The sequence below is a fragment of the Actinosynnema pretiosum genome (genome assembly GCF_002354875.1).
Classification (GTDB): Bacteria; Actinomycetota; Actinomycetes; order Mycobacteriales; family Pseudonocardiaceae; genus Actinosynnema; species Actinosynnema auranticum.
In genome coordinates this window covers 3,349,976-3,375,586 of record NZ_CP023445.1, presented here as the reverse complement: position 1 = coordinate 3,375,586, position 25,611 = coordinate 3,349,976, and the positions used below count along the sequence as shown (strand labels likewise).

General features: G+C 74.6%; 17 protein-coding genes, 1 pseudogene and 1 riboswitch. Of the genes and pseudogenes, 5 read left to right on the top strand and 13 right to left on the bottom strand.

Annotated features, from left to right (window positions below):
* Positions 1-146: 146 nt before the first annotated feature.
* Positions 147-3,527 (bottom strand): DUF4132 domain-containing protein, encoded by a 3,381-nt coding sequence (locus CNX65_RS14665; protein WP_096493476.1) that lies wholly within the window; start codon positions 3,525-3,527, stop codon positions 147-149.
* A gap of 501 nt (positions 3,528-4,028) precedes the next feature.
* Between CNX65_RS14665 and CNX65_RS14660 the strand changes: the two genes are divergently transcribed.
* Entirely contained in the window at positions 4,029-5,534 is a 1,506-nt protein-coding gene (locus CNX65_RS14660) for an ABC transporter substrate-binding protein (RefSeq protein WP_096493474.1), read from the top strand.
* A gap of 46 nt (positions 5,535-5,580) precedes the next feature.
* Here the strand turns inward: CNX65_RS14660 and CNX65_RS14655 are convergent, their stop codons facing one another.
* The 3 genes from CNX65_RS14655 to CNX65_RS35350 all read right to left on the bottom strand — a co-directional run bounded on the left by CNX65_RS14655 (position 5,581) and on the right by CNX65_RS35350 (position 8,366).
* Positions 5,581-7,281, bottom strand: coding sequence for a ribonuclease E domain-containing protein (locus CNX65_RS14655; RefSeq protein ID WP_096493472.1), 1,701 nt, complete (start codon positions 7,279-7,281; stop codon positions 5,581-5,583).
* Between the two features lie 299 nt (positions 7,282-7,580).
* Positions 7,581-7,691: a phosphopantetheine-binding protein gene (locus tag CNX65_RS14650; RefSeq protein ID WP_096493470.1), complete on the bottom strand. Its 111-nt coding sequence runs from the start codon at positions 7,689-7,691 to the stop codon at positions 7,581-7,583.
* 63 nt (positions 7,692-7,754) lie between these two features.
* Positions 7,755-8,366 carry an acyl-CoA dehydrogenase family protein gene (locus CNX65_RS35350; RefSeq protein WP_157767653.1) on the bottom strand — a complete coding sequence of 204 codons (612 nt, stop codon included), beginning with the start codon at positions 8,364-8,366 and terminating at the stop codon, positions 7,755-7,757.
* Here CNX65_RS35350 and CNX65_RS38335 point away from each other — a divergent pair.
* Positions 8,359-9,312, top strand: a pseudogene (locus CNX65_RS38335) (AMP-binding protein); the annotation flags it as partial. The gene CNX65_RS35350 and the pseudogene CNX65_RS38335 sit on opposite strands and share 8 nt — an antisense overlap.
* A gap of 723 nt (positions 9,313-10,035) precedes the next feature.
* Here CNX65_RS38335 and CNX65_RS38330 read toward each other — a convergent pair.
* On the bottom strand, positions 10,036-10,560 hold the full coding sequence (locus tag CNX65_RS38330) for a TetR/AcrR family transcriptional regulator (RefSeq protein ID WP_373565548.1): 525 nt from the start codon (positions 10,558-10,560) through the stop codon (positions 10,036-10,038).
* Positions 10,561-10,723: 163 nt separating this feature from the next.
* Here CNX65_RS38330 and CNX65_RS14635 point away from each other — a divergent pair, with 163 nt between their 5' ends.
* Positions 10,724-12,172 (top strand): amidohydrolase family protein, encoded by a 1,449-nt coding sequence (locus CNX65_RS14635; RefSeq protein WP_096493464.1) that lies wholly within the window; start codon positions 10,724-10,726, stop codon positions 12,170-12,172.
* 456 nt (positions 12,173-12,628) lie between these two features.
* On the top strand, positions 12,629-13,477 hold the full coding sequence (locus CNX65_RS14625; RefSeq protein ID WP_096493460.1) for a MerR family transcriptional regulator: 849 nt from the start codon (positions 12,629-12,631) through the stop codon (positions 13,475-13,477).
* 20 nt (positions 13,478-13,497) lie between these two features.
* Here CNX65_RS14625 and CNX65_RS14620 read toward each other — a convergent pair whose 3' ends face one another.
* From CNX65_RS14620 to CNX65_RS14585, 8 genes are all read right to left on the bottom strand, one after another.
* Positions 13,498-15,336 (bottom strand): sensor histidine kinase, encoded by a 1,839-nt coding sequence (locus CNX65_RS14620; RefSeq protein ID WP_157767651.1) that lies wholly within the window; start codon positions 15,334-15,336, stop codon positions 13,498-13,500.
* 773 nt (positions 15,337-16,109) lie between these two features.
* Complete coding sequence (locus CNX65_RS14615) at positions 16,110-17,102, bottom strand: glycosyltransferase (protein ID WP_096493456.1); 993 nt, start codon at positions 17,100-17,102, stop codon at positions 16,110-16,112.
* Between the two features lie 13 nt (positions 17,103-17,115).
* A complete protein-coding gene (locus CNX65_RS14610) occupies positions 17,116-18,321 on the bottom strand; it encodes a cytochrome P450 (RefSeq protein WP_096493454.1) in 1,206 nt (401 codons plus the stop codon).
* Between the two features lie 92 nt (positions 18,322-18,413).
* Entirely contained in the window at positions 18,414-19,631 is a 1,218-nt protein-coding gene (locus CNX65_RS14605; RefSeq protein WP_096493452.1) for a cytochrome P450, read from the bottom strand.
* A complete protein-coding gene (locus CNX65_RS14600; RefSeq protein ID WP_096493450.1) occupies positions 19,628-21,064 on the bottom strand; it encodes an NAD(P)/FAD-dependent oxidoreductase in 1,437 nt (478 codons plus the stop codon). Before CNX65_RS14600 ends, CNX65_RS14605 begins: the two co-directional genes overlap by 4 nt.
* Positions 21,061-21,261, bottom strand: a complete 201-nt coding sequence (locus CNX65_RS14595) for a ferredoxin (protein ID WP_096493448.1) — start codon at positions 21,259-21,261, stop codon at positions 21,061-21,063. Before CNX65_RS14595 ends, CNX65_RS14600 begins: the two co-directional genes overlap by 4 nt.
* The gene (locus CNX65_RS14590; RefSeq protein WP_096493446.1) at positions 21,258-21,968 is read right to left on the bottom strand and encodes a TetR/AcrR family transcriptional regulator; all 711 of its coding nucleotides are present in this window, start codon (positions 21,966-21,968) and stop codon (positions 21,258-21,260) included. Before CNX65_RS14590 ends, CNX65_RS14595 begins: the two co-directional genes overlap by 4 nt.
* A gap of 1,051 nt (positions 21,969-23,019) precedes the next feature.
* Positions 23,020-23,703: a TetR/AcrR family transcriptional regulator gene (locus CNX65_RS14585; RefSeq protein ID WP_096493444.1), complete on the bottom strand. Its 684-nt coding sequence runs from the start codon at positions 23,701-23,703 to the stop codon at positions 23,020-23,022.
* Between the two features lie 159 nt (positions 23,704-23,862).
* On the opposite strand from CNX65_RS14585, the gene CNX65_RS14580 reads away from it, so the two are divergent.
* Positions 23,863-25,311 (top strand): MFS transporter, encoded by a 1,449-nt coding sequence (locus CNX65_RS14580; RefSeq protein ID WP_096493442.1) that lies wholly within the window; start codon positions 23,863-23,865, stop codon positions 25,309-25,311.
* Positions 25,312-25,530: 219 nt separating this feature from the next.
* A riboswitch (guanidine-III (ykkC-III) riboswitch) is annotated at positions 25,531-25,596 on the top strand.
* Positions 25,597-25,611 lie beyond the last annotated feature (15 nt).

The following is a 25,611-nucleotide window of genomic DNA, read 5'->3' as shown; positions in this document are numbered from 1 at the left end:
GTCCGGTGGCCGCGACCCGCTCACCCCGGCCACCACCCCGCCCTGAGCCCCCTGGTCAGGGCACCTGCGTCCAGCTCAGCTCGCCGCTCTCCGGCACCCCTCGCCCGCGCCCCGCCGCCAGCTCCTTCACCTGGTCACAGCCCCCATCACCCACCCGTCCTCCCCGTCAGCGCCACGAAGTCCTCCACCAGCTCGCTCGCGCTGATCACGTCCAGCTCCCCCAGCCCCAGCTGCCGCTCTCGCCCCCAGCGGTACCCGTGGGCCTCGTCGGACAGGAAGACCTCGCTCAGCTCCTGCTCGTCGCCGATCGCGTCCAGGTCCCCCGCGACCAGCCCCGGATCCAGGGTCACCACCGCGTACCGACCGCCCGGCACCGGCTTCACCAGGCCCGGTTCCACGCCCCCGTCCAGCGGCTCGGTGCGCTGCCAACCCCGTGACAGCAGGGACAGCACCTCGCGCACCGGCAGCTTCGCGCCCTCGAACCGCCGCAGTCTGGTGTCCGCGCGCTCCTCCTCCGACAGCCGGTGGGCCGGGCGGGAGAGCTGGGGGAACGGCTGCAGGATCTCGTAGTCCGCGAACAGCTCCGACCAGGCCGCCAGGTCCCCGCCGAGGCGCAGCGGGTGCGCCACCAGCACGTGCTCGCCGTCCACCAGTTCGAACGGCTCGTCGGCGGGACCGGAGAGGGTGTTGTCCTCGGCCACCCGGAACGACCTGGTCGCCTGCCCGTCGACGGCCACCCACACCAGCCTGCGCACCAGGTGCACCAGCACCGGGTGCCCCACCAGGAACCGGGTGAACTCGTCCGCGCCCCACGCGCGCCCGCCGACCATGGCCCGCTCCAGCCTGCGCACCTGGTCGCCCGCGATCACCCGCAGGTCCTTCTTCAGCGCCGCGAACCGCGCCCACGCCGCCTGCGCCAGCTCCGCGTCGTCCTTCGCGCCCGGCTTGGGCAGCGCCTTGCGGCGGGCCCCGTCCTCGTCGGCCACGGTCGGCCGCAGCTGCTCGTCGAAGCCGACCAGGAACCGGCGCGGCCCGTAGTCGAGCACCAGCGCCTCGGACCCGGACAGGTCGAAGTGCGGCACGACCCGGTCGGCCAGCTGCTCGGGGGTCAGGTCGAGCTTGTCCGCGACCTGCGCGATCTTCTCGCGGGCCCGCTTCTTCAACCCGGCGAACCGGGCCTTGTCGGCGATGCCGTTGAGGTGGGTGAGCGCCACGTCCGTGCCGATGTCGGCCAGCACGTCCAGCCCGGCCACGGCGCGCGTGTGCCCGCCCTCCCCCGGCCACGCCCTGACCAGGGGCGACAGCCGCCGCACCACCTCGTCGTCCCCGACCGCGCCGAGCGCGGCCAGCGCCCAGCCGTCCTTGGGCGGCAGCGCGGCCTGCCGCCAGCGGTCGAACACCTCCCAGCCGAACTCGGCCAGCGACCTCCCGTCGCACGCCTCGCGGACCTGCGCCAGCCCCGCGTACGGCTCCCCCGCCGAGCACAGCATGAGCATCGTGACCACGTCGGCCGCCGACCCGGAGGGCAGCGCCAGCTCGTGGCCGCGCACCCGGATGCCGGGCAGGGTCGCCACGTCCAGCCACGCCGGGTGCGCGGGCAGCTTCGACGGCAGCACGGTCAGCGGGTCGATCCGCAGCACCAGCGCGGTCACCTCGGCCGCCCGGTCGCCCCAGTGCGCGCGGGCCGTCTCGACCACCACGTCCCGCCCCTCGGCCTCGGCGACGACCGCCACCGCGTCCCGCGCGGCGCCGCGCGCCCTGCCCGCCTTGCCGAGCGCCGCGGGCAGCAGGAACGGCAGCGCCGCCGCGCCGTGCCTGGCCAGCCACGCCAACCCCTGCCAGCGCAGCTTCTTCTTGCCGAGCGCGTCGGCCATCAGGTCGGCCACCCGCTGGTCGAGCACCGGCGCGAACACCCGCAGCACGTCGGCGTTGACCGGCGCGAGCAGCAGCCGGTCCAGCGCGCGCAGCCCGAACCGGGCGAGGAGCGCCCGCCCCCACGAGTGGATGTTCCAGTTGTGCTTGGGCACGAACGCCCCCAGCAGCGGCAGCGCCACCTCCTCCGGCGCGTGCAGCAGGGTCATGTAGGAGATCGTGCCGACGCGCTGGAGCCCGCGCCGCAGCTCCTGGTCCCAGTCGACGGTCCGGTGGTACGGCACGTTGCGGTCGCTCTCGGCCGCCCACTCGCGCTCCTCGCCGGGCTTCCACACCAGCGCGGCCTCCCCGGCCGGGGCCAGGTCGGTCAGCGCGGGCGGGGCCTTGGGCCGGGGTCTGGTCCACGGCGGGCTGGTCAGCACCTCGGGCAGCAGCTCGGGCGGGGCCTGCGGCAGCACCGGCCCGCTGGGGACCAGCAGCGCCTCGGCGGCGGCCCGCTGGTCGTCGGGCAGCCCCGGCAGCACCTCGTCGGCCAGCTCCGGGAACGCCGTCAGGTGCGAGCGCAGCAGCGCGTCGACGGACTTGCCGCCCCCCGCCAGGGACTCGGCGAGCAGCCGGGCGGCGCGGCGCGGGTAGGCCCGCACGGCCTCCTGGAGCAGTGGCCGCACCCGCCGGTCCTCGGCCCGCTCGACCAGCGCGCGCAGCGCCTCGTCGGTGGGGATCGCGACCAGGTACCCGGCGAGCTTGCGGGTCGTGTCGGCGTCGGCGCGGTCGAACGCGGCGATGAACGCGCCCGCGGCCTCCGGCCCGAGGGTGCGCAGCAGGGTCGCGGCGACCCGGTGGTCGCGGTGCAGCCCCCACGTGCCCGCGTCCGCGAGCACCCGCTCGGCCTGCGCGCGCGTGCTCGCGGAGCTGAGCAGCATGGCGGACTCCACGGTGTCCGCCCGCTGCGCCACGCCCGCGGCCAGCAGCTCGTCCAGCCAGCCCGTCTCGGTCGGCGCGAGGAACGCGGCGAGGACCCCGGCCTTCGGACCGCGCGAGCGCACCCCGTCCAGCAGGGCGACGACCCGCGCGTGCTCCTCGTCCCCGAGCGGGGCGAGCGCGCGCCTGACCTCGGTGGCGCACTGCAGGCCGTGCCAGTAGAAGGAGAACCGGCCCGGCGCGCGCTGGCGCACCACGCGCAGCTGCCCCTCCAGCGAGCGCTCGACCCGCTCGGCGCTCACCTCGGCCAGCTCCACGACCGCCTGGGCCGCGAACCCGACCCCGTGGTCCACCACCCACTCGGCCGCGACGAGCCGGAGGACCTCGCGCTGGTGGTGCGGGGTGTTCGCGGCGAGCACCTCCAGCAGCACGGCCGCGCCCAGCGGGTCGGGCGAGCCGTCGCGGTGCCGCCGGGCCGAGGCCACCAGCTCCGGGTCGGACTGCGAGTGCGCGAGCGCCTTCGCGAGCACGTCCGGGTGCCGCGCGACCAGGCCGGCCAGCGCGCCCCGCGCCTCGGGCGGAGCCTGGTAGCGGGGCGGGTCCTGGTCGTGGCGGGGGTGGTGCGCCCGCGCCGGCCTGCCCGGCGCGAACGCGTCCTCGTCGGGCCACTCGCGCGCTGCTGCCCCTGCGTTCTCCTGCGGCACCTCGGTGTTCCTCTCCGGACGGTCCTGCACGTCGAGGCCGACGCTAGAGACGGGGTCCGACAATTCCGGGCGTTCGGTCGATCACCCGGTCGGGTGGTTCGCGCTCGACGCCGGGTTGGCCGCCGTCCACGTCGGACGGTTCCCGGTCCGTCCGCATCGGACGCTAGCGGCGGGGTCCGACAGCCCACGCCGGTCGTTCGCACCACGGCACGCGGGCGCGCGGTTCCATCGCCGGGGAATACCACTCCGGATAGTGACGGCGAGTAATACCCGAAAGCGGGATCGAATAGCCCGTTGGAAGTATCTTGCCCACGTATCGGCGGTGCCGGAAAAACCGCCCGGCACCCGAGGGGCGGGCATTCACCGCATCCCCCTTCGCCCTTTCCGCCGCAGGTGGCAGCGTTGCGTCCGAGCGCGCGCCGCGCCGGGCGGAAAGGCGGAGCGGACAATCCCGCGCACCGTGCTACGTTCGCCGCCGTGCCGAATCGGGACGGTTCCGAGGAAGTCGATCCAGCTGGAGGACCGCGTCAGATGGCCCAGCCCCACCTCGGCGGCGTGCTGCGCCTGCGCGCGCTCCCGCAGCTGCCGGAACCGGTGGCCTCGCACCGGCACCCGCTGCTCCCGGTGACCCTGCTGCACACGCGCGGGTTGTTCGCCTACCCGAACGGGTCCAGCGCGCCGGTGCCGGACCTGGCCGAGTCCGTCGAGCGGGTCGGCCCGACCGCGCACCTGATCAGGCTGCGCGCCGACGTCCGCTGGGACACCTCCCCCGCGCGGGCGGTGACCGCGCACGACGTGGTGCGCGGCCTGAAGCGGCTGTGCGCGCCGCACCACACCTCGACCGCGCTGCCCTACTTCCTGAGCACGATCCGGGGCATGACCGCCTACCGCGACGGCCACCCCGCCACCCTGCGCACCGCCGCCGACCTGGCCGAGCACGCCGCAGCGCACGACATCGCGGGCGTGCGGGCGCTGGACGGGCGGACCGTGCTCGTGGAGCTGCTGCACCCGGCCGCCGAGTTCGCGGACCTGCTGGCGCTGCCCTGCGCCGCCCCCGCCCCCGCCGAGTACGACGCGTTCCTGCCCGACAGCCGCGAGGCCCGCCACAACCTGCGCAGCACCGGCCCGTACCGGGTGGCGCTGGTCACCGGCGACGCGGTGCGGCTGGAGCACAACCCGGCCTGGCGCGCGGCCAGCGACCCGGTGCGCGCCCGCGTGCCCGGATCGGTGCTGGTCAGCGCGCTGGACGACGACCCGCACCTGGACCTGACCGGCGAACGCGTGGTGGGCAGGGACGAGTGCTCGCCGCTGCTGGGCGTGGACTACCTGGCGCTGAACCCGCGCGGCCCGCTGCGGGACCGGGTGGTGCGCTCGGCCGTGGCGGGCGCGGTGCGGCGCGGCGCGCACTGGCTGGTCCCGCCCGACGCCGGCGCCCCGCCCGATGACGCGGCCCCGCCGGAGCGCGGCCCGCTGCTCCTCCCGCCGCCGCTGACCCTGACGATGATCCACCCGGACACGCCGGAGGGCTACGACACGGCGGTCGCGGTGGCCGCCGAGCTGATGGCGGCGGGCCTGGACGTGCTGGCCCGCGCGCTGCCGCAGGCCGAGCACGCGGCGCTGCTGGCCGACCGGTCGCGGGCCGAGGCCGGGGAGTGGGACCTGCTGCTGGGCACGTGGCTGCCGGACTGGGCGCGGGGCAACGCGCGGGCGTTCCTGCTGCCGCTGTGCCACTCGACGGGGGTCGCGAACCCCGGCGGGCACGGGCTGGCGAGGGCGGACGCGCTGGTCGAGGCGGCGCTGGCCGCGCAGGACGACCCGGAGCGGGCGGGCGCGGCGGCGCGGGAGGCGCAGCGGTTGGTGCTGGACGAGGCGGTGGTGGTGCCGCTGCGGCACCGCAGGCCGCTGCTGCCGCACGCGCGCGCGGACGTGCGGAACCTGCGCGTGCTGGAGGCGTTCGGCGGGGTGGCGGACCTGTCGGCGGTGCTCGTGCCGGAGCAGTGCGCGGACGAGCGGGAGCCGACCGGTCTCCAGGTCTGACGGGGCGCGGGCGCCGCGGCGGGGTGCCGCGACGCCCGCGCTCCGGTCACCTGCCCTTGCTCTGGAGCTTGCGGACCGACTCGAGGCGCTGGGCCAGCTTGTCGGTCGCGGGCACCGGCTCCGGGTTGGCCCGGACCCAGCGCTCCAGGAGCTCGACCTCGCCCGCGTAGTCCTTGCGCCGCCGCAGGATCACGGCCGCGCGCTCGGTGTACACGGGGACGGGCGCGGTGCCCGCCACGGCCGCGTGCCGCTCGGCCGCCTCGACGACGACCAGGAGCAGCTCCAGGGCGTCGTCGTCGCGCTTGGCCGTGCGGTGCTCGTTGAGCACCGGGAGCCAGTCGGCGAAGAACCGGTCGCGGACCTGACCGGCGGCCTTGGCCAACCGGTCGAGGTCGGTGATCGCGGCCGGGACCGGGCTGCCGTACGCGGTGAGGGCCTTGCGCAGGGCGGACCCCAGCTCGGCGGCCTCCTCCGCGGTCGGCGAGGCCGCGTCGCGCGCGGGCTCCCACGCGTCGAGCAGCTCCTGACCGCGCGGCAGCTCCACGGCGGCGGCCAGCGTCGGCCAGCCGGACGTCACGGGCTTCGCGGCGCTCGCGGCCTGCGGGTTGACCGCCTGCTCGATGCGCTCGCGGGCCTGCGCCGTCGTGAGGATCTGGATGCCCAGGTCCCGGACCTGGCGCAGCGGCGCGCTGGCGGCATCCGGGTTCTCGGCGATCATGAACCGCACGGTCGGGGTGATCCGCTTGGCGACCGCGCCGCCGTGCGCGGCGACGAGCGCCGCGAGCGCGACGACCTCGTCCCCGCTCCCGTCGACCGCGACCCGCCAGCCCTTGAGGGCGCTGGCGGACCCCGGAGCCACCGCCGCCTGCGGTTCCGGGACCGCGGTGGGCTCGGGCGCGACGGCCTCCGCCTCCACGACCGGCTCGGCGGGCGTCTCGGGCAGGGCCTCGACCACGGGCGCGTCCACGACGGCCTCGGCCTCGGCCTGCTGCGCGACGGGCCAGCCGGCCACCGCGCTCCTGCTCTCGACGTCCTGGGCGACGACCTCGGCGACGGCCTCGGGCTCCGCGACCTTGGCCTCCGGGGCCTCGACCACGGGGGCCTCGACCTCCGGGACCACGACCTCGGCGGGCTTCTCGACGACCGCGACGACCTCGGGCTCGGACACCTCGGTCTTCACGACCTCGGGCTCCACGACCTCGGACACCTCGGCCACCGGAGCGACCGCCTTGGGCGCTTCCACCTTCGGGGCCTCGACCACGGGCACCTCGGCCTTCGGCGCCTCGACCTCGGGCACCTCGACCTTGGGCGCTTCCGCCTTCGGCGCGACGACCTCGGGCACCTCGGCCTTCGGCGCCTCAACCGCAGGAGCCTCGACCACAGGTGCCTGAACCTCAGGCGTCACGACCTCGGGCGTCACGACCTCGGGCGTCACGACCTCGGGCGTCACGACCTCGGGCGTCACCGCCGCAGGAACGTCAGCCTTCGGCGGGTCGACCTTGACCGCCTCCGGCTCGACGACCTCGGCCACGGCCTCGGGAGCCGCAGGCGTCACCGAGGGCTTCACGGCGTCCACCGAATCCCCCTCGACCTCGCCCGCGCCCTTCGCGACCGCGGCGCTCTCCACGACCACCGGCTTGGATTCGGCGGCCTTCGGAACATCGATCCCAGGGGCTTCGGACTTCCACCCCTCGTTGTTCGGCGCCGCCGGTTCCCCGGTGCCGCCGAACGCCTTCTCCTCACTCACAGCACTCACGGCGGGCGCGCCAGGCGCGTCCGCCTTCTCGGACTCGTTCTCCGTCTTCTGAGCTTCCGGTACCGCAGGCAGGTGCTGCCCGTCCTGGGTCTTTTCCCGGATTCCCAGCAAACGCCTCCACCAGCTCATGAAGCCCTCCCCGACAGCAGGCACCCGCCCAGGTCAAGGCAGGTCGTCCAGCACGTGAGTAGGCGTCAGTGTTTCAACATCCCGGACTGGATCAACACGGTGGTGCCACTTTGTTCCATAAGTGACCGCCCGCTCACCGTCCGAAAGGGGACCGGGGGCGGCTACCGCGCCGCCGAGGCGACCGCATCGGCGAGCAGCGCGGCGAGGGCGTTCGGCGTCGGGTTCTCCATGATCACCCGAACCGGCACCCGCAACCCGAGTTCCGCGCGCAACCGCGCCGCCGTGCAGTTCCGCCCACACGCCCGCGACCAGTCAGGCCAGCTCCTCCACCGACATCACGCCTCCCGCTCGCTCTCCAGCTCCGCCCGGAGCCTGCGCACCTCCTCGCACTGCCCGAGCACCCGCCCGTCGATCCTGCGCCGCGAACTCGTCAGCCCACCCCCGCGCGGCGGAGGTGACGGCCAGGGCCGCGGGCGCCACCACCAGGTGCCGCCCGAACAGCGCCAGCTCACCGAGGTCAGCCAGTTCACCGGGCCCGGCGACGTCCCAGGAGGGCCGCATCCGCCACCTGTCGGACAGCTCGGGCACGACGTTGACCTCGGGCACGAACACCCCGTCGAACCGCGGCGCGGCGATGGTCGACCCGCGAACCCCATGAACTCGTGCCGCCCGACGACCGCGAAACCAGGGCTCCCGGTCTCCACGAAGAACAACCGCACCGATTCAGAGCCGCCAGCGGCGACGACGGTGGCCGACACGTCGAGCAGCACGGCGACCGATCCGTTGCCGATGAACACCTTCTCGCCGGTGATCCGGTAACCGCCGTCGACGGGCGCGGCGACGGTGGTCCGCCGCTGGTTGGCCGCACCGGCGACCTCGGCGCCGGCCCCGGCGGAGATCACCCCGCCGAGCGCCGAGTCCGCGCCCAACGCCGTCCGGATGCTCACCGCGTTCTTCGCCGTGCTGAGCGCGGGTCTGGTCCCCGTCCCGGTGGTGCTCGCGCCGATGCTCGACCCGCGCCGCTACGGGGCCGGGCGCGCCTCGCGCGCCAGCGACCTCGACCTGGTGCGCCTGCCCGACGCGCCGCACCCGCACCTGGCACCGGGCGAGGTCGTGGTGACCACCTCCGGCACATCCGGCATCGCCAGCGGGTGCGTGCACGGCCTGAACGCCCTGCTGCGCAACGCCCGCCGCCACGCCGAGGCGATCGGCCAGCGCGGCCCGCCGTTCACCCCCGCCCAGTACCGGGAAGTCGTGGCGCGCCAAGGGGTCACGGTCTCCTCGCTGACCCACTCGCTGGTGCGCGAACTCGACCGGGCCGGACCGCCACCGGAACTGCGGGTGCTGACCGTCGGCGGCGACACCTGCCCGCCCGAGCTGACCCGCGCCCTGCTCACGTCCACCCCAGGGCTGGAGCTGTACCTGACCTACGGGCTCAGCGAGGCCGTCCGCGCGGCGGGCCGGGTGCTGACCTGCCGAGAGCTGTGGGACGAGGCCGAGGCGGTGGCCGGGCGACTGGTGGGGCTGGGCGGCTCGGGCGGCCGGGTCGGCCTGCACCTGGAGCGCTCCGCCGACCTGGTGGTGGCGATCCTGGCGGTGCTGCGCGCGGGCGCGGTGGTGGTGCCGCTGGACGTGTCGCACCCGGCGGACCGGCTGGTCCACATGCGCGACAACGCGGGCGTGCGCCTGGTGATCGGCCACCGGGAACCGGTCGACCGCTTCACCGGTCTGTCCGTTGTGGACGAACTAGGCGACGGGATGTTCGCCCGCGTGGCCGACGCCGCCGAGCCGACCGGCGCGCAGGGCATGGACCTGGCGTACGTCGTCTGCACCTCCGGCTCCACCGGGCTGCCCAAGGGCGTGCAGCACGAGCACCACAACCTGGAGAACCTGATCGCCTGGCAGATCGGGGCCAGCCGGTGCGGCGAGGACGAGCGGCTCGACCCGCAACTGCTGTGGGACCTGGTGAAGCGCGAGCGGGTCAACCGGCTGTTCCTGCCTTTCTTGGTGCTCCAGTCGCTGGCGCTGTTCCCCGAGGACGCCTCGCTGCGGGCGCACCCGTTGCGCGGGGTGCTGACCACGGCGGAGCAGATGCAGATCAGCGAGCGGATCAGGGCGCTGTTCACCCGGCTCCCGGACTGCCGCCTGGTGAACCAGTGGGGCACCACGGAGACGCACGTGTCGACGTGGCACGAGCTGCCCGAGGACGTGGCGTCGTGGCCGGTGCTGCCGGACGGCGAGGTGGGCGAGCTGTGGATCTCCGAGGCCTGCGTGGGCCCCGGTTGCCTGAACCTGCTCGAGCGCACCGCACAGGGCTACGTGCCGGACCCGCTGGACCCGACCGCGCCCGCGTACCGCAGCGGCGACCTGGGCCGGGTGGCCGGGGACGGGCTGGAGTGCCCAGGGAGGCGGGACACCCAGGTGAAGCTGCGCGGTTTCCGGATCGAGCTGGGCGAGATCGAGACGCTGCTGAACTCGACGCCGGAGGTGTCGGCGGCGGTCGTGGTGCTGGCGGGCGGCGCGGCGGAGGACCGGCGCCTGCGGGCGCACGTCGCGCCGTCCGCCGCCACCGGTGGCGGTCGCGGGTTTTCCCTCGTCCCGCAGCAGGAACCGGCGCTACTGCCCCCCGGCCCGACCGCCCGTCCCCGCCTCCCAGTCCCGAACCGCCGACCGCACGACGGAGTCCGCCGTCTCACCCGTGGCGTGGTACCGGGTCAGCAGCCCTTCCACGGCCAGCGTCGCCGCGCCGTGCGCGATGGCCCACACCCGCGCCACCGCGCCGTCCGGGTCGGGCAGGTGCTCGACCGCGGCGCGCAGCGGCGGTCCGGTGCGGTCGGCGGCGGCCATGAGCTCCGGGTACCGGGGCTTGTCGAGCCGGGCGGCGAACATGACGGTGAACCGCGCGGGCGACTCCAGGGCGAACGCGACGTAGGCGGCGGCGAACTCCTCGGCCAGCCGCCCCTCCCCCGCGCTCGCCTGCGCGGCGAGGAGCACGTCGGCGAGCGCGTCGAACCCCTCCGCGGCGGCGGCGGCCAGCACGGCCTCCCGGTCGGCGAAGTGCCGGTAGGGCGCCGCGACCGACACCCCGGCCCGCCGCGCGGCCTCGGCGAGGCTGAACCCGTGCGCGCCGCGCTCCCACACCAGGTCGAGCGCCGCGTCGATCACCGCGCGCCGCAGGTCGCCGTGGTGGTACCCGCGCTTGCCAGCGGCCTCCCTGGTCACCGCACCCTCCCCGCCGTGGTTGACGACCGAGACCCTACCCGCCTAACTTGATGTTAAAAGCTTTTACATCGAGGAGGCGCACATGCCGCTGCCGTTGGCGGACCTGCTGATCACGGGTGGTTCGGTCCTGCTCGGCGACCCCCGCGACGGGCGCTTCGCGCGGGCCGACGTGCTCGTGCGGGACGGCCTGATCGCCGCGATCGGCCCCGACCTGGAGGCGCCGGGCGCCGATCGGGTCGACGCCGCGGGCGCGTTCGTGCTGCCGGGTTTCGTGGACACCCACCACCACCTGTGGGAGGCGTCGCTGCGCGGCCTGACGGCGGACTGGAGCGCGCTGGACTTCTTCTGGGGCGTCAGGGCCCACCACGCGGGCGCGCACGAGGCGCGGGACGTGCACGCCGGGACGTACGCGGGCGCCGTGGCCGCGCTGGACGCGGGCATCACCACCGTCCTGGACGTCGCGCACGCGGTGAACACCCCCGAGCACGCCCGCGAGGGGCTGCGGGCCGTGCGGGAGGCGGGCGTGCGCGCCCTGTTCTGCTACGGCCTGACCACGACGCCGGGCGCGGAGGCGTTCACCGCCGAGCAGCGGCTGGCGGACCTGCGCGCCCTTCACGCGAACGAGTTCACCTCCCAGCACGCCACAACCCGCGTCCGCCTGGGGCTGGCCGTGAACGACATCGGCTCGGTACCGTGGACCCAGACCCGCACCGAGTTCCACTTGGCCCGCGAACTCGGTCTGCCGTCGACGGTCCACTCGCGCTCCCTGTGGGGCGAGCTCAGCGCGCCCGAGATCACCTGGCTGCACCGCGACGGCCTGCTGGCGGCGGACCAGGTGCACGCCCACGCCAACGCGGCCACCGACGAGGAGCTGGCCCTCCTCGCCGAGGCGGGCGCCGCCGTGTCCAGCACGCCGGAGACCGAGCTGATGCTGGGCCTCGGCTACCCCGCGCTGACCAGGGCGGCCCAACTGGGCATCCCCACCGGCCTGGGCACGGACATCCAGGCGGGCAGCCCGGCGGACCCGTTCGCGTGGATGCGCGCGGCCCTGCAGGCGGTCAGGGGCCGGCGGCACCAGCGCGTGCTGGAGACCGAGGGCAGCGCGGGCCTGGGCGCCCCGACGCCGTCGGTGCGCGACGTCCTGCACCACGCCACCCTGGGTGGCGCGCGGGCGCTGGGGTTGGGCGAGGTGACCGGTTCGCTGGAGGTCGGCAAGGCAGCGGACGTACTGGTGCTGCGGACGGACGGCGTGCACCAGCGCCCGGTGGTCGACCCGGTGGCGACCGTCGTGCTGCACTCGCGGGCGAGCGACGTGGACACCGTGCTGGTGGCAGGCGAGGTGGTGAAGCGCGCCGGTTTGCTCCTCGGCGACCGAGCCGACCGCGCGACCGACCTGGCGGACACGACGTGGGCCCGCCTGACCCCGAGGATCAACGCCCGAGGCGGCCTCCTCCCGCCACGCCCGGAAGGCGTCCTGAAGCACATGGCGGCGGCGGGGGCGGCGAACGCACCGGAGTGGGCGAGGGACTGACCACTGCTCCAAGGAGCCTTGTCAGCGAACCAAACGCGCCCAGGCCGACAGATCGGCGCGCGCAGACCGGTGCGCCCGGACAGGCTGGTTCACTCCCCACGACCAGCCACCGGGCGCACCCCGTCCCTACCCGCAGCCACCAACCACAACCGCTGGCCGGCAGCCCCAGCTACCGGCGCCAGCAACCGGCCAGCAGCCCTCGCCCCAGCCCCGACCACGGCCCGGCACCAACCACCGGCCCTCGCCCCAGCTGCGGCCCCGGCCACCAGCCCGCCACCGGCCAGCGGCAGTCAGCCACCAGCCACCAGCCACCAGCCACCAGCCACCAGCCACCAGCCACCAGCCACCAGCCACCAGCCACCATGACAGCCAACCATCCACGCCGATCGGCGTCATCCACCCCGCCACAGAGGTCGTGTTTGACCTTGCAGTTACCTCAAGGCCCATGCTGGCCATATGGTGTTCCTCTCCATCAGCGAGTTCAGCGAGATGTGCGCGCTCCCCGCCCAAACCCTCCGCTTCTACCACTCCGGGGGCCTGCTGGTCCCGGCCCACGTCGACGAGCGAACCGGTTACCGCTCGTACGACTTCGTCCAGGTCGAACAAGCCATGCTGATCAGCACCCTGCGCGCAGCCGGACTCAGCGTCCGGCACGTCCGCCAGGCCCTGGACGCCCCCGACACCGCGCTCGGTCTGCTCACCGAGCACCGGGAGTCCCTGCTGCGCAAGCGAAAGCTGGAGGACGAGGCGCTGCGGGACGCGGAGGTGTTCGTCTCCGACTGGCCGCAGGTGCGTGAGCACTCCGTCCCCGAGATCACCGCACTCCGGACGATCGTGCCGGGAAGCAGGCACGAGGACGTGCTCGCGGAACGAGTCTCGACCGCAGTGGACCGACTCCGGCAGATCGCGGCGGAAGCAGGCGCCGAGGTCTCCGGCCCGCCGTGGAAGCAACACGCCCTGGAAACCCAGGAGCAGAAGGCGAAAACCATGGACCCGGACGGGAACGACCTGTTCGTCGCCCTGCCCGTGCTCACCCCGATCACCCCCGACGCCCTGCCCGCCGACGTCCACACCCACGTCCTCGAAGCGCACGAGGAGGTGTCGATCGTGCTACCGGGCAGGGACACGCTGCCGAGGTTGGGCGCGGTGTTCAACCGACTGGTGGACCACTCGGCGCGCATCAACCGGATGATCGCCTTCTGGTCCCCCCGCTACCTGCTGCACGAGGGCAGCGTGGAGATCTCGGCGACGGTCACCGACTTCGAGGAGGACGAGACCTTCGAGGACGACCTCCCCGACCAGTGACCCCCGATCCAGCCGTTCGGTCAGGCTGGTCCCGACACCCCCGGCCGGTCGGCGCCACCGGTGGGGAGCAGCAGGGTGAACCTGGTTGGGGAGCGATCGGACAGCACGAGCCTGCCGCCCTCGGCCTCGGCCAGGTCACGCGCGAGCGGCAGCCCTATGCCGTGCACCCGCGTACCGTTGCGCCCCGCGCCGTGCCCACCACCAGCACTTCCACCACCAGCACTCCTGCTCCCCGCGCTCCCGCTGCCGAGGATGCCGCTACCCGAGGCTCCACTGCCTGCACTCCCGCCACCAAAGGTACCGCTGCCCGAGGTGCCGCCGACTGCGTTCCCACTACCAGGGGTGCCACCGCCCGAGGCCCCACCGCCTGCACTCCCGCCACCAGGAGTCCCCTTACCCAAGGCTCCACTGCCCAGGTTTTCGCTGGCCAAGGCTCCGCTAGGAGAGGTTCCGCTGTCAGCGCTCCCGTTCCCCGCGCCGCCGCTGTCCGCGCCTCCGCCGCCCGTACTCCCGCCACCCGCACTGCCGCCACCGGGGGTTCCGCCGACCATGCTCCCGCCGCCAGGGGTTCCGCCGCCGGTGCTCCCGCCGCCAAGGGCTCCGCCGCCCGCGTTCCCGCCGACGCCGCGCGCATCGGCGCTCCTCCCGCGCTCGCCCCCACTCCCACTACTTCCCCGCTCGTCCCCATCCCCATCCCCATCACCGTCGCGGATCTGGAAGGGATCGTCGCCGCGTACCTCGCCCTCGTCCACGACGTCCACCGCGAACAGCCCGGCCGCGTCCCGCGCGGTCACCTCCACCGCGCCCCGGCCGTGCACCACGGCGTTGTCCAGCAGCACGTGCAGCACCTGCCGCACCGCGGCCTCTGCAGCGAGCGGCCCCGGCGCCCCGGCCACCTCCACCCGGAGCGTGCGCCCGTGCAGCGCGAACTGGTCCCGCCACGTCCGGTGCAGGTCGGTCAGCAGCGCCTCGGGGTCCAGCCTCGACCGGGCGGGCGTGGCACGCGTCAGGGCGAGCAGGTCGTCGATGGTCCGCTCCAACCGGTCCGCCGCCTCCACGCCGGTGCGGAGCGCGGGCCGCAGGTCGGCTTCCGGGGCGTCGAGCGCGGACTCCAGGTGCAGGCGCAGCCCGGCGACGGGCGTGCGCAGCTGGTGCGAGGCCCGTGAGGTGAACGACCGCTCCCGGCGCAGGATCTCGCCGAGCCTGCGGGCCGTGGACTCCAGCGCGGTGGCGACCTGGTCGATCTCCGCGACGCTGCTGCGAGCGGGGCGGATGGTGAAATCACCGTCACCGAGGTCGTGCGCCAGCACCGACAGCTCTTCCAGCGGCCGGGCGAGCCTGGCCGCCATCCGCTTGGCGACGAGCCACGTCAGCGCGATCGCGAAGGCACCGCTGACCAGCATACCGGCCCAGACGACCATGGTCCGGCCGATCACCTCACCGGGTGGCGCGGCGGCGCGCACCACGGCCGTGACCTCGCCCTCGTCGGTGACGGGCACGGCCACCACCATGCCGTCGGAGTCGGCGACGTGCGCGGACTCGGCGGCCCGCCGGGCGAGCGCGTCCTCGGCCGGTCCCTCACCGGACAGCAACCACCCCTGCGCGGAGTAGACGCCGATGGTCGCGGCGGGATCGCTGCCCGAGCCGACGGGCGGCACGAGGCGGTCCGGGTCGTCGGCGAGCGACAGCGCGACCCGCGACGCGGCACGCTCCAGCTCGGCGCGCTCGTTGTCCAGGTTGTACTGGGCGACGCCGAGCGCCAGCGGCAGCCCGAACAGCACGGTGGCCAGCACCGCGGTCGACACCGCGAGCGCGACGAGGTGCTTGCGCAGCAACCCGACCCGCTTCGCGACGGGCACGTCGACCAGGGCGGAACCGTCCCCCGCGCGTGAGCTCGGAAGATCCTCCCCGCCGGACCGGGACTGCCCGCCCAGGGGTGGGTGGTGAGCGGTCACGGCCGCCTCAGCCCACGACCGCGACGGCGGACGGGCCGATGACCCGTCCGGCGGCTGGCCGCCGCCGAACGCGCCGGGCGACCGGTAGCACGCCGTGATCACCCCAGCGCCCACCGAACCCTCGCGAGCCGCACCGCGACCCCACCGCGACGGGTGGCGAAGCAGGCGTGACCTGCGACTGGTGGTGCGGGTGCCGGGGTGCCCGGCCCGGTGGCGGCGTGCTCATGCCCATCAGTTTTCCAGCACAACCACCAAGAGGCGCACAAAAGGGGTAAATCGCCACTTCACGATCACACCCGGTCACTGGCGCTTCACAGTCAGCGCGCCACAACCGCGCACCACGGGCTCCCGAAGCACCCCGAGAACCCCAAGCGCCGATCAGCCTCGACAGACCTCACGGGCCCTCATGGGGCCAGAGCCGGGACCAAGGGCAACCGTAAGACCGCCCGCACAACCACACCACGTCGCACCACAGCACCACGCCACACCGGCCGCACCACCGGACCGGACCTGACGACCGCACCACCGCACCGCAAAACGGGCCTGATCACAGTGTGCGGGTTCGCCGTGCCGGTGGGGCGAACCCGCACCTTCCCCGATGGGGCGAACTTCACGAGCACCACCGGCGGTGCGGGACTCCCGAGGTCGGCGCCGGTAGGCTCGAAGGCGACCGGAGGTCAGCTCGCGGCCAGCTCCGGCAGCTGTCGCGCGACCTCACTCGGCGCGGGCATCCCCGCGATCTCCTCGGCGATCGCCCGCGCGGCTTCCCGGTGTCCGGCCCCGTCCTTGGGCGACAGCAGCTTGCGCACGCTCGCGGTGATCGCCTCGGCCGTCACCTGCTCGCCGCGCAGCGCCACGCCCGCGCCCGCGGCGCTGACCGCGTCGGCGTTGCTGAACTGGTCCGCCCCCTGCGGCAGGAACAGCTGCGGCACACCCGTGGCCAGCGAGGCCAGCGTGGTGCCGCTGCCCCCGTGGTGCACGACGACCGAGGCGTGCGGCAGCAGCGCGCCCTGGGACACCCACTCGTGCGCCGTGACGCCCTCGGGCAGCGGGCCGAGCTCCTGCGGGTGCACCCGCCCGGTCGACACCACGACCTGCGCGCCCACCCCGGCGAGCGCCCGCACGGCGGTGCTGAGCAGGCCGGCGGTGGCGAACGCGGTGCCGAGGGTGAGGTACACCAGCGGCTTCGACGCGTCCCGCTCGGGAACCGCGCCCGGTTCCGGCAGCGCCACCGGGCGCAGTTCCACGCGCCGTTCGCTCGCCATGAACTCCTTGTCCTGCAAGGACGGCGGGCAGACGTCCAGGTGCGGCCTCCCGGTGCCGAACGGCCGGTCGAACCCGATGCCCTCGTCGAACATGCGGCCGAACCCGTGCCACAGCGCGGGGATGCCCGCGCGCTCGGCGGCGACCGCCGCGCCGGGCACCCCCCAGCCGTGCACGACCAGGTCGGGCTCCAGGCGGGCGAGCTCCGGTTCCAGGTCCTCCGGGTACAGCTCGTAGAAGGCGTCGGCGGGCCGGAACGGTCGCAGGTCCTGCGCCGCCAGCGCCGCGTGCACGCCCTCCCCCGCCGCGAAGTGGACTTCGTGACCGGCCTCTCGGGTTGCGACGGCCAGGGGGATCATCGGGAAGGTGTGACCGGGAGACGCCAGGGCGGCGAAGAGCACGCGCATGGCGAGACCCTACTCACCACGCCACGGGCAGCTCCCGCAGACCTCCGACGAGCAGGCCCTCCACCCGGCGCAGCCCGCTCACCGGAACGGCCAGCCGCAGACCTGGCAGACGGCGCAGCAGCGCGGTCAGCGCGGCCTGCAGCTCGGTGCGGGCGAGCGCCTGCCCGAGGCAGGAGTGCGCCCCGGCGCCGAAGGACAGGTGCGGGTTGGGGGTTCGGCCCAGGTCCATCTCCCCGGCGCGCTCGAACGCCTCGTCGTCGCGGTTCGCCGAGGCCATGCTGCACACCACCGTCGTGCCCGCGGGCAGCACGGTCCCGGCCACGGCCAGCTCAGCGTCGAGGTAGCGCACCATGCCGAAACCGGGGTTCGGGTCCAGCCGCAGCGCCTCCTCCACGGCGGACCGCACCAGCGCGGGCTCGGCGACCAGGCGCTCCCACTCCCCCCGGTCGGCGAGCAGCATCGCGACCATCTTGGCGATCATGTTCGCGGTGGTCTCGTGCCCGGCGACCAGCAGGCCCTGCGCGGTGGCCGCGAGCTGGGCGTCCGACATGGGCCGCCCCTCGGCGGCGGTGGCCGTGATCAGCTCGCCGATGAGGTCGTCGCCGGGGTCGGCCCGCTGCGCGGCGACGTGGAACGCCATGTAGTCGGCGAACTCCGCCTGCGCCGAGGCGATCTCGGCCTGGGTGTGGCGGGTCATGCTGAGCAGGGTGTCCGACCAGTGCGCGAACCGGTCCCGGTCCGAGTCGGGGACGCCGAGCATGGCGCAGATCACCCGGACCGGCAGGGGGAACGCGAACCCGGCCTTGAGGTCGCCGGGCGCGCCGCGCTCCACGAGCTCGTCGAGCAGCTGGTCCGCCATGGCGTCGATGCCGGGGCGCAGCGCGGCCATGCGCTTGGCGGTGAACCAGCGGTTCAGCAGCCGCCGCCAGCGCGGGTGGCCCTCGCCGCTCTGCGGCAGGACGGTGGACATGTCGCTGCTGAACACCCCGCCGGACTCCTGCTCGCCCACCCGCGCGCCCTCGCCGGTGGCTCCGACGCGGCTGAAGCGCGGGTCGGCCAGGACGGTGCGGACGTCGGCGTAGCTGGTGACCAGGGTGGCGGTGTCGCCGCTGGGCAGGGTGACGGGGGCGGCGGGGCGGTCGGCGCGCAGCTCGGCCCACTCGGCGGGCGGGTCGAGCGCGTCGGGAGCGGTGAACGGGTAGCGGAGCTGGTCGGCCACGGTCTCTCCGGTCGGTCGCTGGGTGGCGGCGGGTGGAGGCGGTGGTCCGGGAGTGGGCCCCGCCGCGCCGGGGAGCGCGGCGGGGCGGTCGGCTACCAGGTCACCGGCAGCTCGTACACCCCGTACACGAACCCGTCGTGCTTGAACGGCACCGACTCGAAGTCGGTGGCCAGGCGCAGCTCGGGCACCTGCCGGTACAGCGTCCGGTACACGACCTCCAGCTCCAGCCGGGCGAGCGGCTGGCCGAGGCACTGGTGCACGCCGAACCCGAACGCCAGGTGGTGCCGCGCGGACCGGGTGATGTCGAGCCGGTCGGGGTCGTCGAACGCCCTGGGGTCGCGGTTGGCGATGTCGGTGGGCAGCACGAGCCCCTCACCGGCCTTGACCGGGCAGCCCGCCACCTCCATGTCCTCGGTGGCGAACCTGCGCCGCCCGCCGTGGGTGATGTTGAGGTAGCGCAGCAGCTCCTCCACGGCGGACGCGGCGAGCGCCGGGTCGTCGGAGTCGCGCAGCAGCGCGAACTGGTCGGGGTGGCGCAGCAGGAGCAACGTGCTGAGGGCGATCATGTTCGCGGTGGTCTCGTGCCCGGCGATCAGCAGCAGCACGGCCATGGAGGTGGCCTGCTCCGTGCTCAGCTCGCCGGCCTTGACCTTGCCCGCGAGCCGGGACACCAGGTCGTCGCCGGGGTTGTCGAGCTTGGCGGCGACCAGGCCGCCGAGGTACTGGGCGAGCGCGCCGGAGGCCTCGGCGCGCTGCTCGGGCGTGGAGTTGCGGTTGATGATGCGCTTGCTGTTGTCCTGGAAGAAGTCGTGGTCGCTGTAGGGGACGTCGAGCAGCTCGCAGATCACCAGCGACGGGACCGGGAGCGCGAACGCCTCCACCAGGTCGACCGGCTTGGGTCCCGCGAGGAGCTGGGCGACGGCGTCGTCCACGACGCGCTGCACCATGGGGCGCATGGCGGCGACGTTCTTGATGGTGAACGCCGAGCCGACCATGCGGCGCTGGCGGGCGTGCTCGGGGTCGTCCATGCCGATGAAGCTGAGCGAACCGGCGCGGCCGGGGGCCTGGCGCGGGTAGCGCTCGTGGGTCATGTCGGCGCTGACCCTGGGGTCGGACAGCACGGCGCGCTGCTCGGCGTGCCGGGTGACCAGCCACGGCGTGCTGCCGTCCCACAGCCGCACGCGGGTGATGGCGGCCTGCTCCCGCAGCTCGTTCAGCTCGCGCGGCGGGTCGAACGGGCAGCCCTCGGAGCGGGGCATCGGGTAGTCCGGGAGCTCGGCGGCCTCTGCGGGGACCTGCGTGCTGGTCATGCTCGTCCTTCCGGGGTGGTGCGGAGGTCGGCGCTCGGGGCGGTTCTGTCGGGGGTGGGCGCTACCGTGGTCAGCGCGGTCGTCAACGCGGGAGCCACTGCTCCCGCCGCTGCGCCCTGCGCGAGAGCGGGCGGGGTCTGCGCGACGGGCAGGGTCGGTCCGGCGGGCGCGACGGCGGGCACCCGCGCAGCCGCGAGCCCCTCCGGCGTGAGCAGCCGCTGGCGGGTCTGCCTGGCCTGCTTGGGCATGTTCCAGCCGATGACGCCGGTCACCAGTCCGCCGCTGCGGTAGACGGCGGTGAACCGGCGCGCGGCGGGGTCGCCGTCCTCGACGGTCACCTCGGCGTCGACGGGCAGCACGCCGTGCACGTGGATCTTCGCGTCGAACTGGTCGGTCCAGAAGTACGGCACGGGCGCGTACTCGACCGGGTCGCCGAGGAGGTTGTCGGCGACGGCGGAGGCCTGCTCGGTGGCGTTGGTGCGGTTCTCCAGCCGCACCAGGCGACCGAGTCCGGGGTGCTGCCAGCGGGCCACGTCGCCGACCGCGTAGATGCCGTCGGCGGCCCGGCAGCGCGCGTCGCACACAACGCCGTTGTCGAGCGCGAGACCGCTGCCCTCCAGCCACTCGGTGCAGGGCACGGCCCCGAGCGCGACCACGACCACGTCGGCGGGCAGCACCTCGCCGCCGTCGAGCCGCACGCCGGTGACCCGACCGTCCTCGGACTCCAGCCCGAGGACGGCGGAGCCCAGGCGCAGCCGCACGCCGCGCTCGGCGTGCAGCTCGCGGAGCAGCCCGGACACGAGCGGTCCGAGCTGGGCGGCGAGCGGGGCGTCCTGAGGTCCGGCGAGGACGACGTCCAGGCCGAGCCCGCGCGCGGTGGCGGCGGCCTCCGCGCCGAGTACCCCGTCGCCGACCACGACGACGCGGCGGCCGGGCAGCAGGTCGGCCCGCAGCGCGAGCGAGTCCTCCAGGGTGCGCAGCACGTGCACCCCGGCCAGACCGTCCTGCCCAGGCAGGACACGCGGTCGCACGCCCGTCGCGACGACGACGGCGTCGGCGGTGTGCTCGGCCCCCGAGGCGGTGCGGACGGTGCGGGTGGCGACGTCGAGCGCGACGGCCGGGTCGCCGAGGTGGAACTCGGCGTTCAGGGCGGCGAGCACCTCGGCGGTGCGCAGGCGCGACCGCTCGGGCTCCCACGCGCCCGCGAGCACCTGCTTGGACAGCGGTGGCCGGTCGTAGGGCGGGTGCTCCTCGGCCCCGAGCAGGGTGAGGCGGCCGGTGAAGCCCTTGCGGCGCAGCGCTTCCGCCGTGGACAGGCCTGCGGCGGCGGCTCCGACGACCAGCACGTGGCCGGGGTGGCCCGCGCCCTCCCCGGCCGGGCCCCCGCTCGGTTCCGGCGCGCCGGTCGTCCCCGCGTTCCCGGTGAGGCTCACTGCGCCTCCGCCAGCGCGATGGCGGCGGCCGGGCAGACGCTCGCGGCCTCGTGGACGGCCTGGTGCAGCTCGGCGCCGGGCTCCGGGTCCAGCAGCACCACCACGCCGTCCTCGTCGCGCTGGTCGAACACCTCCGGCGCGGCCAGCACGCAGGAACCCGCGCCGCAGCACTTGCCTTCGTCGACGGTGATCTTCATCGGGCACTCCAATCGGGGGAGGGTTGGCGGTCGTGGCGCGGGCCGGTCGGGGTGACCGGCGCGAGCCACAGGCCGACGATCGCGTCGACCAGCCCGGTCGCGGTGGCGTCCCAGCTGGTCCTGGTGGTCGGCTCGCCCCGCGCCAGCGCGGCCTCGCGCTCGGCGCAGGTGTGGGACAGCAGGGTGCGGGCCATGCCGCCGCGCTCCAGGTGCACGGGCAGCGGTAGCGCGGGCAGGCAGCGGTTCAGGCCCTCGACGACCTGGCGCACCGTCCCGCCGCTGAGCGCGTCGTCGACCACGGCCTGGCGCAGGACCGGGTCGGTGAGCACCTGGGCGCTGAACCGGGCGTACCAGCTCGGGCTGCCCAGCGCTTCGAGGTGCTCGGTGTACGGGCGGATCAGGCAGTCCACCCAGTGCCGCACGTCCAGGCTGTCCCCGGCGGCGGCGAGCATCGCGGCGCGGGCCCGCTCGACCGGTTCGGCGTGGCGGCGCACGATCTCGCGGACCAGCTCGACCCGGCTGCCGAAGTGGTAGCCGACGGCGAAGTTGTTGCCCTGCCCGGCGGCCTCGCCGACCTGCCGGTTGGACACTGCGCTCACGCCGCGCTCGGCGAACAGCCGCTCGGCGGCGGCCAGTATCACCTCGCGCGTCTCGGCGGCCCGGTCGCCCTTGCGCGCGGGACCGTCGTGCTGGCGGGAGGGGGTCACGGGCGCTCCCCGGTTTTCCGCCGGACGCGCCGCCGCGAGCCGGGTGGGACGAGGTGGGTCGACGCGGCTGCGCGCGGGGCGGTCGCGGCGTCGAACGGCATGGTGCCGAACGACGCGGCCGAGGTGCGGGCGCGAGCGGCGCAGCACTGCGTGTTCCCGACCGGAGGAGTGCGGATCGGCGTAGTCGTGGAAGGCGTAGCCGCAGGAGGCGTGGTTGCAGGAGGCGTGGTTGCAGAGGGCAGGGTGCGGGGCGGCTCACCGCCGGGGTCGCTCTCGTGGTGGTCGCTCGGGGGCATGGGGTCCTCCAGCGCGGTGTCGTCGGGGATGACTCCAGATAGCCACAGCTCTCCGTTTGAGTCAAGCGACTGACTTACGAAATGCGCGGTAACGCCCCGCGCCCACCACGATGGGCGAATTGCCCTTGCGCCGCCCCACCACACCCGAACCGGAGCCGAACCCACCGGTGCGGGCAACCCCAGTCGCACTCACTCCACAGCCGGCTGGCCGGCTGGTCACAACCGCACGTGATGCGCACCGGGTCGACCAGCCGGTCACAACCACACGCGACGCACGAACCCCCGCCTCGCCGACCACAGCCGGGCTCATGCTGCCGCCCACCTTGTCGGCGACATCCGCACGCAGGCCATAACTCCGCCCGCCTGCGACACCCGCGCTCGCACTACGGCTCGGCCCATCGGCGACACCCCCGCCCAGGCCACAACTCAGCTCATCAGCCGCGCCAGTGCCCGCCCCGCCACCCGGCCTTCTGGCCAGCCGCACTCCGCACCCGCTCGGCCTGCCCGCCGCCCCCACTGCGGACCCGCTCGACACACCCACCGCGTCCAGCGCGGATTCACCCGGCCCGCCCGCCACGTCCGCTACGGTCCCGCTCGGCACACCCACCGCATCCAGCCCACACCCATCCGGCCGGTCAGCAGCGCTCTCGCGCGCACCCCGCCCACCGGACCACCCGGCCAACCGGACCCTCGACGTCAGCCCTGCCCGCTCCACCAACGCCAAACCCGCCCCCAGTCGGCACCGCCCAAGCGCGCTACCCGCGCCCGACCCGCTCCCCCACCGTGTTGTCCGGTGCGGTCCACAGCCCGGTGATCGCGTCCACCAAACCGCGCGCCGCACCGTCCCACGTGTCGCGCGGCGTCGCCACCCCCTCGGCCAGCGCCCGCTCCCGCTCGGCGCACACCTGCACGATCAGGTGCCACACCATCCGCTCCCGCCCGAACCGGACCTCAGGCGCCACCTCAGGGGGCAGGTGGGCGCGCAGCCGCTCCAGCACGACCCCCATCCCCGGCGTGGTCATGACCTCGGCGGCGGCGACCAGCCGCAGCGCCGGATCGGTCACCACCTGCGCGACGAACCGCGCGTACCAGGTGATCCCGCCGGGGGCCACGACGTCGGCGCGCGCGGCCAGGTCGGCGAGGTGCGCGGTGACTGGCCGCACCAGGCAGTCGACCCAGTCGCGCAGCACCGGCGAGTCCCCGGCGCGGACGACCATGTCCGCCCGAAGCGCCTCCACGGGCAGGCCGTGCCGCCGAACGATCGCCCTGACCAGGTCGTGCTTGGTCCCGAAGTGGTACCCGACGGCCGCGTTGTTGCCCTGCCCGGCCGCCGCGCTGACCTGCCGGTTGGACACCGCGTGCAGGCCGCGCTCGGCGAACAGCCGCTCGGCGGTGTCCAGGATGCGGGCGCGCGTGGTCTCGTTGTGGAGCCGCCTCACGGGGGACCTCCTCCGCCTCAGGTCGATTCGGGACGCCCCCGGACAGTTCGGACACCGGCGCGGGCGCGTGCGGGACAGTGAAGCCGCACGGGTTAACCTAAGTCAAGCAACTGATTTAACCCCTGCCGAACCCCCGCCCTCCCGGAAGGCCGACTCCCCATGTCCAGCGCACGCCCGCACACACCAGCAGCACCCCCGGCACCGCCGGGGGCGAACACCGTCGTCTGGGTGCTGGCCTTCACCGGGATCGTCGTCTCGCTCATGCAGACGGTCGTGATCCCCCTGGTCCCGCAGTTCCCGAAGCTGCTGAACGCCGACCCCGCCGACACCGCCTGGGCGATCACCGCGACCCTGCTGGCCGCCGCCGTCGCCACCCCGACCGTGGGCCGCCTCGGCGACATGCACGGCAAGCGCCGGATGCTGCTGATCAGCATCGTGCTGCTGGTCGCGGGCTCGGTCGTGGGCGCGCTCAGCGACACCATCGGCCCGATGATCGTCGGCAGGGTGCTCCAGGGCCTGGCGTCGGGCGTGATCCCGCTGGGGATCAGCATCATGCGCGACGAGCTGCCCGCCGAGAAGCTCGGTTCGGCGACCGCGCTGATGAGCGCCTCCCTCGGCGTCGGGGGCGCGCTGGGCTTGCCGCTGGCCGCGGTGCTGGTGGAGCAGCTGGACTGGCACGTGCTGTTCTGGGGCGCCGCCGGCCTGGGCGTGATCGCCGGGGTGCTCGTGGTCGCGCTGGTCCCGGAGTCGGCGGTGCGCTCGGGCGGCCGGTTCGACCTGGTGGGCGCGCTCGGGCTGTCGGTGGTGCTGGTGTGCCTGCTGCTCGCGGTGTCCAAGGGCGCGCAGTGGGGCTGGGGCAGCGCGCTGACGCTGGGCCTGCTCGGCGGCGCGGTCGTCGCGCTGGCCGCGTGGAGCTGGTGGGAGCTGCGCACCACCGAGCCGCTGGTGGACCTGCGCACCAGCGCGAGCCCCCAGCTCCTGCTGACCAACGCCGCCTCGGTGGTCTTCGGGTTCGCGATGTTCGCGATGTCCCTGGTGATGCCGCAGCTGCTGCAGCTGCCCGCGTCCACCGGGTACGGCCTCGGCCAGTCGCTGCTCGGCGTCGGCCTGGTGCTGGCCCCGTCCGGACTGGTGATGATGGCGATGGCGCCGCTGTCCGCGCGGCTGTCGCGGGAGCGCGGCCCCAAGACCACCCTGATCACCGGCGCGCTCGTGGTCGCGGTCGGCTACGGGCTCAACGTGGTGCTGATGAGCCAGCTCTGGCACCTGGTGCTGGTGTCGAGCATCATCGGCGCGGGCATCGGCCTGTCCTACGGCGCGCTGCCCGCACTGGTGATGTCGGCCGTGCCGGTGTCGGAGACCGCGGCGGCGAACAGCCTCAACACCCTGATGCGCTCGATCGGCACGTCGCTGTCCAGCGCCGTGGCGGGGGTGATCCTGACCCAGCTGACCACGGCGGCGGGCCTGCCCTCGCAGCAGGCGTTCCAGGTGATCATGGCCGTGGGCGCGGGCGCCGCGCTGACCGCCGCGGGCGTGGCCGCGCTGCTCCCCGGCACCGGCCGCGCGGTCGTGGCGCAACCGGCCGCAGCAGCCACCGCGACCCGCTGACTCCGCCCAGCACGACCTGGTCCAGCACACACCCGGTCTGGCTCCGACCGATTCCGGTTGGAGCCAGACGCTCTTGCGCAGAGCGTCGTCGCGCACCACCGCGAGCGGGCCTGCCACCAGTTTACCGAAGAGCGCGACAACAAAGCCACGTTCTGAATTCACCCGAAAGCTGCGACTGGCATCACCCGCACCCTCACCGCGGGCGGTGCTAATGTCTGTTCCAACGCCGCATCGCCGGTGTTCCGGACGAGCGCGCCGTACCCGGTCAGGACAAGACGGCGCAGTGACCACTGGACACTG